11 protein-coding genes are annotated in these 13,998 nt (G+C 69.6%); 4 read left to right on the forward strand and 7 right to left on the reverse strand.

Annotated features, from left to right (window positions below):
- Nucleotides 1-3: 3 nt before the first annotated feature.
- The 4 genes from GKS42_RS03350 to GKS42_RS03365 all read right to left on the reverse strand — a co-directional run bounded on the left by GKS42_RS03350 (nt 4) and on the right by GKS42_RS03365 (nt 5,238).
- On the reverse strand, nt 4-1,002 hold the full coding sequence (locus tag GKS42_RS03350) for an ABC transporter permease (RefSeq protein WP_154792560.1): 999 nt from the start codon (nt 1,000-1,002) through the stop codon (nt 4-6).
- A gap of 481 nt (nt 1,003-1,483) precedes the next feature.
- Nucleotides 1,484-3,409 (reverse strand): glycoside hydrolase family 127 protein, encoded by a 1,926-nt coding sequence (locus GKS42_RS03355; protein WP_154792561.1) that lies wholly within the window; start codon nt 3,407-3,409, stop codon nt 1,484-1,486.
- Between the two features lie 9 nt (nt 3,410-3,418).
- On the reverse strand, nt 3,419-4,510 hold the full coding sequence (locus GKS42_RS03360; RefSeq protein ID WP_154792562.1) for a hypothetical protein: 1,092 nt from the start codon (nt 4,508-4,510) through the stop codon (nt 3,419-3,421).
- Entirely contained in the window at nt 4,507-5,238 is a 732-nt protein-coding gene (locus GKS42_RS03365; protein ID WP_168217737.1) for a GntR family transcriptional regulator, read from the reverse strand. Before GKS42_RS03365 ends, GKS42_RS03360 begins: the two co-directional genes overlap by 4 nt.
- Nucleotides 5,239-5,427: 189 nt before the next feature.
- Between GKS42_RS03365 and GKS42_RS03370 the strand changes: the two genes are divergently transcribed.
- Nucleotides 5,428-6,402: a dihydrodipicolinate synthase family protein gene (locus GKS42_RS03370; protein ID WP_168217738.1), complete on the forward strand. Its 975-nt coding sequence runs from the start codon at nt 5,428-5,430 to the stop codon at nt 6,400-6,402.
- Between the two features lie 49 nt (nt 6,403-6,451).
- Entirely contained in the window at nt 6,452-8,470 is a 2,019-nt protein-coding gene (locus GKS42_RS03375) for an ABC transporter substrate-binding protein (RefSeq protein WP_154792565.1), read from the forward strand.
- 127 nt (nt 8,471-8,597) lie between these two features.
- Here the strand turns inward: GKS42_RS03375 and pdxA are convergent, their stop codons facing one another.
- The 3 genes from pdxA to GKS42_RS03390 are packed head-to-tail and all read right to left on the reverse strand — an operon-like array spanning nt 8,598 to nt 11,691.
- Nucleotides 8,598-9,626 (reverse strand): 4-hydroxythreonine-4-phosphate dehydrogenase PdxA, encoded by a 1,029-nt coding sequence (gene pdxA, locus GKS42_RS03380; RefSeq protein WP_154792566.1) that lies wholly within the window; start codon nt 9,624-9,626, stop codon nt 8,598-8,600.
- Nucleotides 9,627-9,661: 35 nt separating this feature from the next.
- Nucleotides 9,662-10,906 carry a four-carbon acid sugar kinase family protein gene (locus GKS42_RS03385; RefSeq protein WP_154792567.1) on the reverse strand — a complete coding sequence of 415 codons (1,245 nt, stop codon included), beginning with the start codon at nt 10,904-10,906 and terminating at the stop codon, nt 9,662-9,664.
- Nucleotides 10,903-11,691: a DeoR/GlpR family DNA-binding transcription regulator gene (locus GKS42_RS03390; protein WP_154792568.1), complete on the reverse strand. Its 789-nt coding sequence runs from the start codon at nt 11,689-11,691 to the stop codon at nt 10,903-10,905. The genes GKS42_RS03385 and GKS42_RS03390 overlap by 4 nt, the downstream gene beginning before the upstream one ends.
- 222 nt (nt 11,692-11,913) lie before the next feature.
- Between GKS42_RS03390 and GKS42_RS03395 the strand changes: the two genes are divergently transcribed.
- Together GKS42_RS03395 and GKS42_RS03400 are read left to right on the forward strand one after the other, a co-directional pair.
- Nucleotides 11,914-12,861, forward strand: coding sequence for an aldo/keto reductase (locus tag GKS42_RS03395; protein WP_168217739.1), 948 nt, complete (start codon nt 11,914-11,916; stop codon nt 12,859-12,861).
- Between the two features lie 106 nt (nt 12,862-12,967).
- Nucleotides 12,968-13,996, forward strand: a complete 1,029-nt coding sequence (locus tag GKS42_RS03400; RefSeq protein WP_232847904.1) for a LacI family DNA-binding transcriptional regulator — start codon at nt 12,968-12,970, stop codon at nt 13,994-13,996.
- Nucleotides 13,997-13,998 lie beyond the last annotated feature (2 nt).

Genomic DNA, 13,998 nt, shown 5'->3' on the forward strand with positions numbered 1-13,998 from the left:
GGTTCAGCTCTCCTGGTAGCGGTGTCGGATTCGGGGGTCCCACCAAGCGAGCGCCAAGTCGCTCAGCAGGGTCCCCACCACGGTCAGCGCGCTGAGGATGAGGATGAAGCTGCCCACGAGGTACATGTCCTGGCTGAGCACACCACCGAACAGCAACGGTCCTGTGGTGGGGAGGCTGAGCACGATCGAGATGATCGTCTCGCCGCTGATCAGGCCCGGAAGAAGCCAGCCCACGGTGCTGAAGAACGGGCTCAGGGACATCCGCACCGGGTACTTGAGAAGCAGCTTCCACTCCGGCAGGCCCTTGGCGCGTGCCGTGATGACGTACGGCCGGTAGAGCTCGTCCAGGAGGTTCGCCCTGGTGACGCGGATCAGGCCCGCGGTTCCGGAGATACCGATGATCAGGATCGGCAGCCACAGGTGCGATGCGAGGTCGAGTACCTTGCCGAGGTTCCAGGCCGCATCGACGTACTCGGGCGAGAACAGGCCGCCCGCACTCTGGTCGAAGTATCTGACGCCCAGCCAGAGGAAGACGAGCGCCAGCAGGAACTCCGGGATCGCCATGCCGACGAAGCCGAAGAAGGTCGCGATGTAGTCACCCGGGGAGTACTGCTTGACGGCGGAGTAGATGCCGACCGGGAAGGCCACCGCCCAGACGAACAGCAGGGTGCTGATCGAGAGGAAGAACGAGAGCGCCACTCGGTCCCAGATCAGGGTCGAGACCGGGCGGTTGTACGCGAACGACTGACCGAAGTCGCCGTGGAAGACGATGTTGGTGATCCAGTTCCAGTACTGAACGAGGAACGGGTCGTCCAAGCCGTAACGGGTGCGCAGGGCCTCCATCTGTTCCGGGGTGATCATCTCCCCGCGGGACTCCGCCTGCGCGACCAGGGTGGACACGTAGTCCCCGGGCGGCAGTTGAATGATCCAGAAGGTCACGAACGAGATCGCGACCAGGGTGAGCAGCATCAGGCCGATGCGCCTGAGCGTGTACTTGCCCATACCAAGCTCCCTTCAGTGGCGTCGGTGCGCAGCGGGCGCAGGCTCGTCCGACCAGGACGGCGGATTTCGCACTGCTGGTGCCGTGCGGCGGACGCGTCGTCCTCGGTCGTGCGGAGCCTTGCCCGCGTCGTCGAGCGTTTCCGCTCGACCCGGGGCGCCCCCGGCGGCTGGTCTGGCACGACCAGACATCGCGGGACTCGGTTGTGGGGAAATCCACCAGATGCAGCGCTTCATTGGGCTCCTTGCATATCTACCCACATGCTCGTGAACATGCGGCTTCGTGATGCTAACCCGTGATCGGGGTCACTGGCAACGGCTAGAGCCCGGTTTCCTCGTTATGCGGCATTTTGGTGGCATCCCGGATGATGGCACAACTTTGTGCCGCAATCCATGCTTCGCCGAGGTTCATCTCGGACGATGGCATGCCACTGGCACGAAGGTGCCCAGCCGCTCTTGCGAAGGTCCTGCGCCGACGTGCAGGTCAGCCGTGCACGGGCATCCAGATCCGCATCGCTCGCCGGTCCCGGTTGGCCCACTGGAAGTAGGGGACGGCCACGGCACGGACTCCTCGGGTGGACCAGGAACGCGTCCCGGGGAAGTACGGGAGTCCGTCTGCCGATGCGTCGACGAGCTGAGCTCCAGGGATGCTGAGCGAGACGGTGCGGCCGATGCCCGGCAGGTCCTCGTGGCGGCTGGTCGTGATCGCCTCGCGGTCGGGAACGATCTGGACCTGTTCGACATCCACCGTGGCGTCCTGGTCGACCTGCTCGAAGCAGTACACCAGCGGACCGCGCTCCAGTGCGAGGCAGCCACGCAGTGCGTCGATGCGCGGGTGTGGGCTGGTCAGGCGGGGCGCGGTGTCGAAGCAGAACCGGAGCTCGTCCTGCGGTCGCCAGACCCGGCGGACCCGCAGGTAGCCGGACTCACTCGTCGCCTGGACCGGTGCCCCGTTGAGGTACACCGCCGGGGCGGGACTCCATGACGGGACGCGCAATGACAGAGTCCACTCGGAGTCCGGCGTCGACCGGATCCGCACCGCGGTGTCGCCCTGCCACGGCAGGCTGGTGCCGACCTCCAACTCCACCTCGCCGACGGGCAGGCTGCCACCGAGGACGGCGTCGGCGTACTGGTGCACGGTGATGCCGTCGACGTCGCTGGTCGCGAGATAGTGCTGCAGCGAGGCCATCAGCCGGGTCACGTTCGGAGGGCAGCAGGCGGACCAGAACCATCCGTCTCGCCAGCGTGGGTCACCGATCGCGAGGGCGTGGTCCGAGCGTCGCTGCAGCGGGTTGCCCTTGAAGAACTCCAGGCCGTCGAGCGAGACCGAGGCGGCGAAGACGTTGTAGACGGTGCGTTCGATCAGGTCGGCGAACCGGGACTCGCCGGTGGCCAACAGCAGCCGCCAGCTCCAGTGCACGCTGGCGACGGCGGCGCACGTCTCGTTGTAGGACTGGTCCGGCGGGAGCTCGTAGGCCTCCCCGAAGGCCTCCTTCAGCTGCCGCGACCCGTGCCCGCCGGTCAGTGCGGTCCTCGTGGCGACCAGGTCCTCCCAGCGGGCGACCGAAGCGGCCAGGAGCGATCGGTCACCGGTCTCCAGGTAGACGTCGACGATGCCGGCCTCCAGGTACATGGCGCGGACGGCGTGGCCGGTCAGGACCGGTGCCTCCCGCACCCCGAACGCGTCCTGCTGGTAGAGCGGGCCGACCGCGTGCCGGCCGACCATGCCCTTGCCCCGGTCGTCGAGGAGACGCTGCGCCAGTTCCAGGTACTCGGGTGTGCCCAGGTGGCGGTAGAGCTCCACGAGCGCGGTCTCCACACCGGGGTGGCCGTCCAGCTTCTCGAGGCGCTCGGTGAGGAAGACCTCGACGAGGTGGTCGGCCAGTCGCCGGGCCACCGGGACGAGGCGGTCGTCACCGGTCCTCGCCAGCGCGGTCACGGCCTGGAACAGGTGTCCCGCGGTGTAGAGCTCGTGGCTGTTGTTCAGGTCCTGATAGCGCGCCTGAGGTCCGCGGACCTGGTAGGTCGAGTTCAGGTAGCCGTCCGCGGCCTGAGCGGCGGAGATCAACTCGGATGCCTTCGTGACGAACTCCTGGAGCTCGTCGTCGTCACCGCGCTCCAGCTCGTACGCGACGGTCTCGAGCACCTTGTAGATGTCCGAGTCCATGTAGACCGGGCCCTGGTGTTCGGCATCCAGGTGTTCGCCGGCGGCCAGCCGAAGGTTCGTGAGGTTGCCGGCCTCGTCCAGCTTGGCGATGCCGAGCGGGATGCTCGCCGAGCGGTTGATCTGCTGCCAGTGTCGCCACAGGCCGCCCGTGAGCGCCGCGGTCCGAACCGGGCCCTGCACCGCGACGCTTCGGGGCGTCGGGACGAGAGGGCCGCGGCCGGAGGTCGTCGTGCTGATGGTCATGATCGCTCCTCAGGTGGATCGGGGCTGTCGGTCCAGTTCGTACGCGAGCATCGCGACGGCGTGGTCGGAGATCTGGTGCTTGCCGTGGGTGGCGTCGTCGATGACCTCCCAATCGCCACCCAGGAGGGCGGCGCGGTCGCGCACCGGCTGGGCGTAGCTGCGGTGGCCGACTCCCGGGAAGCAGGACGGGTCGAACCGGTTCAGGATCTGCAGCTGGCGCCGACCGCCGCCGGTCGCACCGAGGACGTAGAGGTCGAGATAGCCGGCGATGTCGTACAGGCCCGGCAGGCTCTCCCGCCGCTGTTCCCAGTCGCCGAAGTTCGGGTGTGCCGCCGGATGCGGGCGCAGGTAGAAGGGCCACGTCCCGGCCACCTGGATGCTCAGCGTCACTCTCGGATCGACCGCGGCGTGCAGCACGGTGGTCCACGCGCCGCCGGAGAAACCGAACGTCACGACGTCGGTCAGAGGGGCCGCCTCGGCGGCGTGATTGAGCATGGTGACGACGGGGTCAAGGAAGTAGGTCGCGGCCGTGAAGTCCGGTGTCTCGTAGTCGGCGAACCGTTCGTGGCTGGCCACGTCCGGGGGCGGAGCGGCACCCGCCGTGGGCGGATCCATGTGCGTCGGGTTCCAGCCCTGCAGCGGCATGTCGATGGCCGCGACCCGGTAGCCGCGATCGAGGAAGGTCTGCATCGCCGCGAGCTGCGGTCGGTGATACACGGGCTTGCGCGCATTGCCGTGCCCGGCCAGGAAGATGCCCAACCGTCCCGGCATCGGCCGTCGCGGATGGACCAGGTAACTGGTCGATGTCAGGCCGTGTGCCATCGACAGGGTGGCCCGGTCGACGCGACGGTGGGCGAGCGGGTCGAGCTCGGGCACGGTGACCCCGGCGTCGATCGACGGGGTGCCAGCGGGGATGCCGGCGCGTTTCCACAGGTGCTCGGCCAGGCGGCGGCGGCGATCGGCGACGTCCTGGAGGGAGTTGATCGTGATCAGGCGATCGACGTCGACGCCGACGGACTCCGCGGGCATCGTCCGCCACTCGGGCCCGCGGCTCGCCTCGATCGCGGCGTCGACCACCGGGCGAGGGCGTGTGGCGGTCACCGCGCGAAGCCACCGCCAACAGTGGGCTGCGGGCGGGACAGGAACACGATCGTCTGATCACGGACCCGGAGGATGTGCGACTCGAGTGCGGCGCGCGCCGCCGCACCGTCACCGGCATCGAGGGCCTCGACGATCTCGCGGTGCTCGGCGACGGCGGCGTCCAGCCGTTCCCGATTCATCGGCGCCTCCATCCCGGCGCGGGTGACGTGGATGCTCAGGTGTAGATCGTCATGCAGGGCGATCAGCCGAGGGAAGCCGGACATCTCCACGAGCGTGCGATGGAACCTGCTGTCGTTCTCGCGGAACGCGATGTACTGCGCAGGCTCCTGCAGTGCGGCCTCGGCGAGCTCACCCGCCTCGGCCACCAGGTCGTGCAGGATCCTCGGCGCGGGCGGCGCCTCCTGCTCGGTGTACCGGCGCAGGCTGTGCGACTCGATCATCACGCGAAGCTCGAACAGTTCGTACAACGAGGAGAGGGAGGGGACGGCGACGGTGAAGCCCGCGGTGGAGTCGTAGGAGAGCAGACCGCGCTCGTGCAGGCGCCCCACCGCGCTCCGGACGGGGGTCCTGCTCATGCCGAGCTTGCGCGCGAACTCTCGGATCGGCACCGTCTGGCCCGGCTGCGGGTGCTCCTCGGTCAGCCAGCTCACCAGTGCGTCGTGGGCACGGTTCTCCAGCGTCGCCTGGCTCACCTGCTCCGAGGCCAGTGTCCCTGTCGTTGATGCCATGGACGTAGTCACGCAGTCCTCCCATCCGCATCGGTCGTCGATGCGCTCGAGCCCGCTCGCTGTGGTCTGCCCATGGTATGCCATCCGCGCGTCGAAGGTGGGACTCTTCGGTTCCTCATCGGCGCCACTTGCGTCATGGACCGTCGCTCGGTCTTGACAACGTCCCGGTTGTGCCCGAAGGATGCCTACATGCCACTGGCATTCACACCTACGAACCAAGCGTCCATCAATCAACTGCACGGCGTGCTCCCGCCGGTTGTGCTCCCGATGACCCCCGACGGCGAGATCGACTCGGCGTCGCTGGAGTCGCACGTCGGCCACCTCGTGGCCGCCGGGGTGCACGGACTGTGGGCCAACGGCACCACCGGCGAGTTCTACGCGCTGGACGGCGAGGGACGGGCCGAGGTGGTACGCCTGTGCGCCAAGGCCGCAGCGGGACGTGTCCCCGTCGTGGCGCACGTGGGGGACACCTCCACCAGCCTCGCCGTGCGGCACGCCCGGGAGGCGCTCGCCGCCGGTGCCGCGATGGTCTCGGTCCTCCCGCCGTACTTCGTCGGGTTCGACCAGGACGAGTTGAAGCGGCACTTTCGCGCGCTCGCCCACGCCGTCGACGGCCCGGTCGTCGCCTACCACCTGCCCCAGTTCATCCCCGCCACGCTCTCGATCGACTCGATCGTCGAGCTCGCCACCGACGGTGTCCTCTGTGGTGCGAAGGACAGCAGCTCGAACATGGTCTGGTTCCGCCGGCTGCAGCGTCGCCTGCGTGATGCCGGGACCTCGCTGCCCTGCCTGACCGGAGGGTCCAGTGTGGCCGACCTCGGCTACCTGCTCGGCGCCGTCGGATCGGTCTCCTCGACCGGGAACCTGACCCCACGTCATCTGGTTCGCCAGTACGAGGCCGCACGGGATGGCGACTGGGACCTCGTTCTGGCACTGCAGGAGCAGAGCGAGGAACTCATCGAGCTGTTGGCCCCACCGGGAAGGATCGCGGCCCCCGGCCTGACCAACACCGTCTACAAACACCTGCTCGCCGCACTGGGGCGCATCGACTCCGGTCACAGCGCCGCGCCGCAGACCCAGCTGCCGGCCGAGGACCGCCGGTACCTGGACGAGCACGTGCTGCCGGTCATCGGTCGTCTGGAGAGTGCTGGCGACCACAGCTGAACCGGCTCCTGCCAGCTGGCGTATCACCCCAAGGATGAGGAGAACAACGATGTTTCCAAGAACCACTCCGGAGTTGACCGCCCGTGATCGACTCTGGTCGAGCGTGGTCAGTCGCCGCTCACTGCTGCTGACCGGCGGCGGTCTGGCCGCCGTCACCGCGCTGGCCGGCTGTTCCTTCTTCGAGACCGACCCTGCCCAGGGCGTCGACGACGGCGCCGGTGCCGGCCCGAAGGGCAAGGAGGCGCCGTCGCTGGCGGCACAGGTGGAGGCCGGGGAGCTACCACCGGTCGAGGAGCGGCTCCCGAGCACTCCGCTGGTGGTCGAGCCGTTGAACCAGGTCGGCCGGTACGGCGGGACCTGGCGGTCGGCGATGATCACGGAGGAGGATCGCACCTGGCTGGAACAGTCGATCGGATATGAACCCTTGGTGCGGTGGATCCCAGGATGGACGGGCCAGCCCGGGACCAGCGAGATCATCGCGAACGTGTGCGAGGTCTACGAGGAGCTCGACGGCGGCCGGGTCTTCCAGTTCACGCTGCGCGAGGGGATGAAGTGGTCGGACGGCGAGCCGCTCACGGACGAGGACTTCCGGTTCGCCTTCGAGGACGTGAACATCTACCCGGCCCTGCACCCCGGCGGGATCTACTCGCTCTGGACGAACGTGAACGACCCGGCCAAGCCGGGCACCTTCGAGAGTGACGGCGCGGTCATCCGGTATGTCTTCGACGAACCCAAGCCGGGATTCCTCGAGGAGCTGGCCTCCGGCACCATGATGGTCCTGCCCAGGCACTACTTCGAGCAGTTCCACGAGAAGTACAACACCGAGATCGCCGACCTGGTCGCGCAGGCGAACCTCGACGACTGGGTGCAGCTGTGGGAGTCCAAGCTCGAGCCGTTCTCCAACGTGGACGCGCCGAGCCTGCATGCGTGGCGGCTGACCGCCGCCCTCGGCGACGGCAGTTACGTCACCGCGGAACGGAACCCGTACTACTGGAAGGTCGATCCCGACGGGAGCCAGCTGCCCTACCTCGACGAGATCCGCTGCGAGATCCTGCAGGACATCGAGGTCGAACTGTTGAAGATCACCAACGGTGAACTCGACCTGCAGATGCGCAACTTCGACACGATCCGCAACCTCCCGGTGGTCACGGACAACCAGGAGAGCGGCGACTACCGGATGTTCAGCCTCTCGCCGCAGGGCCCGAACGCCATGGTGCTCGGCTTCAACCAGACCCTTGAGGACGAGCGCAAGCGGGCGATCTACTCCAACAAGGACTTCCGGGTGGGCCTGTCCCACGCGATCAACAGGCAGCGCATCATCGACACGATCTACGCCGGGCAGACCACTCCCTGGCAATGCGCGCCGGTCGAGGGGCATCCCGCGTACGACGAGGAGTTCGGCACCCAGTTCACCGAGTACTCGGTCGAGCTCGCGAACGAGGCCCTCGACCGGGCCGGCTACACGGAGACGGACGCGAACGGCATCCGGCTCAGCGAGGGGGCGCCGATCAGCATCACCGTGCTGGTGCCCTCGTCGATGCCCGATCATCTCGACGCGTTCGAACTGATCAAGCAGGACTGGGCGGCGGTCGGTGTGGAGGCCAACGTCACGCCCCTGGCCGAGACCCTCTACTGGGAGCGGGTGGAGGCGAACCAGGCCGAGGTGTCCACCTGGACCGCTGGCGGGTTCGAGATCCGCGCCACCCAGGGATCGAACCACTACTTCGTGCCGTCCAACCCGCGCGGTTCCTCCCGCTACGGTCACACGTGGGCGCTGTGGTACCGGGGCGAGACCGATGAGGCGCCGCCCGCGATCATCCAGGAGCAGCTCGCGCTGTTCGACGAGATGCGCACCACCTATGACGCGGACGAGGCGATCGAACTGGCGCGTCAGGTCCTGGAGATCGCGAAGGACCAGTTCTTCTACATCGGCATCTGCACGCAGCCCAACGGCTACGGCATCGTGAGGAACGACATGGAGACGAACGTGCCGGACGCGATGCCGGGAGACGTCGGATACCAGCCACCCGGCCCGTCCAACCCGGAGCAGTACTTCTTCACCGCCTAGTCCCGGCGGCCCAGGCAGCCGGTCCCGGGCTCTCGATGCCCGACGGCGTCGCGCACCTGATCGTGCGCGGCGCCGTCGGCGTTCGTGCGGGTGGGCCGTGCCGCGTGCTCCGCACGCGGGGCGCGCGTCAGACCGTGCGGCTCGGCGGGTGCCCCGCCAGCGCGGCTGCCTGCCGCAGCGCCTCGGCCATGCTGGCGGTGGTGACCTGGCCGGTACCGGCGATGTCGAACGCGGTGCCGTGGTCGACGGACGTCCGGATCACCGGCAGGCCGACGGTGATGTTCACGCCGTCGTCGATGCCGAGCACCTTCACCGGGCCGTGTCCCTGGTCGTGGTACATGGCCACGATGAGGTCGAAGTCACCGCGGCTGGCCAGGAAGAACGCCGTGTCGGCCGGTAGTGGCCCGTGCACGTCGTGGCCGAGGGCGAGGAGTTCGTCGATCGCCGGCTGGATCTTCTCGGCCTCCTCGCCGTAGCCGAACAGCCCGTCCTCACCGGCGTGCGGATTGATGGCGCACACGCCCACCCGAGGGCGGGCCACGCCGGCGCGCTGGAGCGCCTCGATCCCGCGGGCGACCGTGCGGTGCACCAGCGGCGGGTCGATGCGTGCGATCGCGTCGATCAGGCCGATGTGGGTCGTCACGTGGATGACCCGTAGCCGTGGGGTGCTCAGCATCATCGAGACCTCGGGTACCCCGGTCAGGTGCGCGAGCAGCTCCGTGTGGCCGGGGAAACGATGGCCGGCGGCGTGCAACGCCGCCTTGTTCAGGGGTGCGGTCGCGATGGCCGCCACGTCATGGGTCACGGCGTAGCCGGCGGCCCGCTCGATGTAGGTGTACGCGGCGTGTCCGGCGATCGGGCTGACCGCCCCGAACGGCAGATCCTCCGGGAGTGCACCCACCTGGATCACGTCGACGCGGGTCGCTCCCGGATCCGCCTCCGCCGGATGGTGTACCTCGCGAATGGTCGCCGGCACGCCCATGAGCATCGCCGCCCGGGCCATCCGTGGCACGTCGCCGATCAGGACGGGCCGGCACACGGCCAGGACCTCCGGGTCGGTCAGTGCCGCGGCACAGATCTCCGGGCCGACGCCTGCGGGGTCTCCCATCGTCACGCCGATGACGGGACGGGAGGGCGTTCGATCGGTGGGCTCCATGATGGGCTCCCTCTCAGGGATCGCGGTCGGAGTGGTCAGGGCAGGGGCAGGAGGCGGGTGGGCTCGAGGAGGTCGAGGAGGTCGCTCGGCCCGCCGTAGCTGCCCGGCTTGGTCCAGATGGTGCGGCCGTCCGGTGCGTACAGCTGGGCGACTGTCTCGACGGCGGAGGGTGTCGTTCGGAGGTCACGTAGCCCTAGCTGCTCCAGGACCAGGCGTGCGGTGTGGCCACCGCTGAGGAACAGTCCGACCTCGGGTGGGGCACCGGCCAGTGTCGCCGCGCACGCGGCGGCCAACGAGGCCATGCCGGCGCGGTCGCGCCGTGCGGCGGCGCCCGCTGCGGTGCTGGGGAGAGTGAGGACGACATGCTCGCCACGCGCGAGCCCGGCACGAGCGCGGTGGACGGCCGCCGCAACCGCGTCCCGGTCGGTGCCCTCGGTAGGCAGGACGATCTGCGTGACGGGGTCGCGCGAGCTGAGGGCCTCGACCTGGACGCGGCTGATCGGCTCGCCGGTGCCGAGCACGGCAAGCAGTGATCGCACGGTGACCGGCCCGGTCGCGCCGAGGCCGGGCGCGGCCGTTCCTGGAGCCTTCGGCGGGTGACCGGCAGGTGCCGTCGAGGTTGCGACCGGCGTCCCGGCATCGGCCTCCGGCTCGCTCGGTGTTCGCGCGAGGGCTCCCAGGAACGCGGCTGATCCGGCGAAGACCGCCCGCGGGTGCCCGACGCAGGCGGCAGCGAGTCGATCGAGGTCCGCCGTGGTCGAGACGTCCGCCGTCAGCAGGATCGGGTCGGGGCCGGACAGGAGCCCCGGGAGCTCGTCGTACTCGGCGCGACCGAGGTGGCGGTGGGCCAGGCCGGACCCGAGCTCGGTGAGGGTGACCGGCTCGGTTGCGGCGTCGTCGGCGTCGCCGTGCCGGCCGGCGACCGTCAACCGACCGAGGGCCGGGTTGGCGGGGCAGAGCACCACCGGCCGTCCGGACGTCAGCAAGGCGGCGAGATAGGCCCGCACCGGGCCGCGCAGTCGCGAGTCGAGCTTCAGGAACGGGGTTGCGACCGGGGTCGGCCCGGCCAGCAGTGCGGTCACGGCGTCACGTGCGGCGGTGTCGTCGTGGTGTCGTACGTCGAGGTCCCAGACGGTGTCGGCGTCCATGCCCTCGGGCGGCGGCGACGCCCCGGGTCGACCGAGGCGGACGTGCACGTCCCGACCCGTGCTGGCCTGCCAGAGCCGGGCGAACTCGGCCGCGCCGGTGAGGTCGTCTGCCCAGACGTGTGCGGGCCTCACCCCTGGACCCGCTCCGCGGCGGCCGCGATGACGACGTCCCGGCCGGTGGCCCGGAAGACCTCCAGGAAGTCCGGGTCAGCGCCGTCGTCGGTGACGAGCGTCCACGGCCCGTCGATCCGGGCCCAGCTGTTGAACGGTGCCTGACCGAGCTTCGCCGAGTGCGCGAGCACGTAGATCCGACGGGACCGGCGGGCCATCAGCTCCTTGAGGCGAGTCTGGTCGAGTTCGGCCTCGCAGATGGACCCGTCGGCGGCGACCCCGTCGGTGCCGAGGAACAGGCGGTCGAAGGTGAGCCGTTCGAGGGCCAGCTCCGTGAGCGGCCCGACGAAGGCTGCCGAGAGTTCGCGAAGCCGGCCGCCGAGGCAGGTCAGCGCGAGTTCGGGTCGGGACCGCAGCAGGTTGATCACGGGCACACTGGCGGTGGTCACGCTGACGCCCTCGAGCGCGGGCAGTCGCCGGGCGAGGAGGGCGACCGTGGACCCGGCGTCGAGGAGGATCGACTCGCCCGGCTGAACCTGCTCGGCGGCCCACCGTGCGATCGCCGACTTGGCGTCGAAGCTCTCGTGCTCGCGCTGGAGCAGGGACGTCTCCGTGTGCTCGCCGGGCGGGATGGCCCCACCGTAGGTTCGGGCCAGTTGGCCGGACCGGCTCAACTGGGCGAGGTCGCGCCGGATCGTCGAGGCGGTGACCCGGAAGCGGGCCGCGAGGTCCTCCACGCTGGCGAGGCCCATCTCGGAGGCGCGCTCGAGGATCTCCTCGCGGCGCCGCTCCGCCTTGCTGACCATCGCTGTCTCCCTCGTCGTCGCAGCCCGGAGCCGTCACGGTGTGCGGCACATCCTATCCCGCCTCTGCGCGTTTCGTGCTATTTTGACTGCGCGTTCTGCGCGCAATGATCTCCGATGGAGGACTCATGGATGAACTGTCGTACGACTCGAGACTGCGACGCGGGAGTTCTTCCGCTGGGTGGAGCCGGGGGTTCGGGGCCTCGACCCACCCTGTTGCCGGCGATGTCTGAACCCGTGACGGTGCGGCTGGTCCTTGGCACGATGTCCTTCGGGGACACCGTCGCGGAAGCCACGGCCGCCCGGATCATCGAGACCGCGGTCGAGGCCGGGGTCGTCGAGCTGGACACGGCGAACACCTACGCAGGCGGCGTGAGTGAGCTCATCATCGGTCGCACCCTCGGGCGCCTGCCCGAACGGATCGCGGTGTCCTCGAAGGTCGGCATGCAACCCGGTCGGGGCGCCGGGCCGCTGGCGCATGAGGCGGTCGTCGCTGCGGCTCGCAACAGCGTCGAGCGACTGGGCCGACCGCTGGACACGCTGTACCTGCACCAGCCGGACCGCAGCACCCCGCTGACGGAGACCATCGGTGGCGTGTCCGAGGTGCTCGAACGCGGGTTGGCGGGGCGCTTCGGCCTCTCGAACCACTCCGCGTGGGAGACGGTCGAGATCAACGAGCTCTGCCGTCGGCAGCAGGTGGTGGTGCCACAGCGTGCCCAGCAGCTCTACAACGCGTTGGCGCGGCGACTCGAGGTCGAGTTCCTCCCGTTCGCTGCGGCTCGTGGCGTGGAGACGGTGGTCTACAACCCGCTCGCGGGCGGGCTGCTCACCGGGCGGCACACGATCACCGAGGAGCCGGCGGACGGACGATTCGGCTCGTCCGCCCTGGCCACGATGTACCGCCGGCGGTACTGGAGCCGGGAACGGTTCCAGGTGATCGACGCGCTGCGCACGATCGCCGACGGTGCCGGGGTCACGTTGACCGAGCTGGCCCTGCGGTGGCTGCTCGGAGCTCCCGGGGTTGCGGCGATCCTCATCGGCGGGTCCACGCCGGAACAGATCCGCGCAAACGTCGCCGCGCTCGGGCGGGGACCGCTCGACGAGGACCTGCAGGAACGCATGAACGTCGCCACGGCGCCGCTCCTGACGGACGCGCCGCACTACGCACGATGACGCAGCCGACGATGCACGCGGGCACACCCGGGGCGGTTTCCGGGGTGGTACCGGGATGGGTTGTCTAGGCTCGGGGTCGTCATCCACCCGAACGGAGGTCCGCGCCGTGGCCGCCACCATGAGCGACGTCGCGAAACTGGCGGGCGTCTCGGTGAAGACTGTCTCGAACGTGGTCAATGACTACCCCTACATCCGGGAGGGCACCCGGGCCCGCGTGCTGGACTCGATCCAGAAGCTCGGCTACCAGATCAACACCACCGCACGCGGGCTGCGGACCGGGCGCACCGGCCTGATCAGCCTGGCCGTCCCCGAGCTCAAGCTGCCCTATTTCGCCGAGCTCGCGGACTCGGTGATCGCCGAGGCCGAGCAGGTGGGGCTGACGGTGCTGATCGAGCAGACGAACAGCGACCGGGATCGTGAGATCGCCGTGCTGCGGGACCCGCGCCGCCAGCTCGTGGACGGTCTGATCTTCTCCCCGCTGGCCCTCGGCCAGGACGACCGGCATCTTCTCGATGTCGACTTCCCGCTGGTGGTGCTCGGGGAGCGGATCTTCGCGGCACCGGCCGATCACGTCACGATGCAGAACGTGGGCGCCGCGCGGGCCGCCACCGAGCACCTGCTCGGCCTGGGCCGGCGTCGCATCGCGATGGTCGGTGGGCACCGGGGGGAGCGGGTCGGTTCCGCGGCGTTGCGGGAGGCGGGCTACCGAGAGGCCCTCGAGGCGGCCGGGATCACCGTGGACCCGGCCCTGATCGGGGAGTCCGGGCTGTGGCACCGGGAGACCGGGGCGCGCACGATCGCGACCATGCTCGATGCCGGCACCGACCCCGACGCCGTCTTCGCCCTGAACGACGCGCTCGCCATCGGGGTGCTGCGCGAGCTCCACACCCGGGGGATCCGGGTGCCGCAGGACGTCGCCGTGATCGGCTTCGACGACGTCGAGGACGCCAGGTTCACCTACCCGAGCCTCAGCTCGGTCTCACCCGGCCGGGCGCAGATCGCACGCTCCGCCGTCGCGCTGCTGCACCGCCGGATCGTCGAGCAGGTCGCGCTGGCCGAGCACGAGACCATCACGGCCGAGTTCGAGGTGGTCCCGCGGGAGTCGACCCTCGGCGTGCCGGAGCGGCGAACCTGAGA

The sequence above is a fragment of the Occultella kanbiaonis genome (assembly GCF_009708215.1).
GTDB lineage: Bacteria > Actinomycetota > Actinomycetes > Actinomycetales > Beutenbergiaceae > Occultella > Occultella kanbiaonis.

What these genes read in the sequence shown, in the direction of transcription:
- GKS42_RS03375 (WP_154792565.1), top strand. Translation starts at nt 6,452, where the DNA reads ATGTTTCCAAGAACCACTCCGGAGTTGACCGCCCGTGATCGACTCTGG.
- GKS42_RS03350 (WP_154792560.1), bottom strand. Translation starts at nt 1,002, where the DNA reads ATGGGCAAGTACACGCTCAGGCGCATCGGCCTGATGCTGCTCACCCTG.
- GKS42_RS03390 (WP_154792568.1), bottom strand. Translation starts at nt 11,691, where the DNA reads ATGGTCAGCAAGGCGGAGCGGCGCCGCGAGGAGATCCTCGAGCGCGCC.
- GKS42_RS03370 (WP_168217738.1), top strand. Translation starts at nt 5,428, where the DNA reads ATGCCACTGGCATTCACACCTACGAACCAAGCGTCCATCAATCAACTG.
- GKS42_RS03395 (WP_168217739.1), top strand. Translation starts at nt 11,914, where the DNA reads ATGTCTGAACCCGTGACGGTGCGGCTGGTCCTTGGCACGATGTCCTTC.
- GKS42_RS03355 (WP_154792561.1), bottom strand. Translation starts at nt 3,409, where the DNA reads ATGACCATCAGCACGACGACCTCCGGCCGCGGCCCTCTCGTCCCGACG.
- GKS42_RS03365 (WP_168217737.1), bottom strand. Translation starts at nt 5,238, where the DNA reads ATGGCATCAACGACAGGGACACTGGCCTCGGAGCAGGTGAGCCAGGCG.
- pdxA (WP_154792566.1), bottom strand. Translation starts at nt 9,626, where the DNA reads ATGGAGCCCACCGATCGAACGCCCTCCCGTCCCGTCATCGGCGTGACG.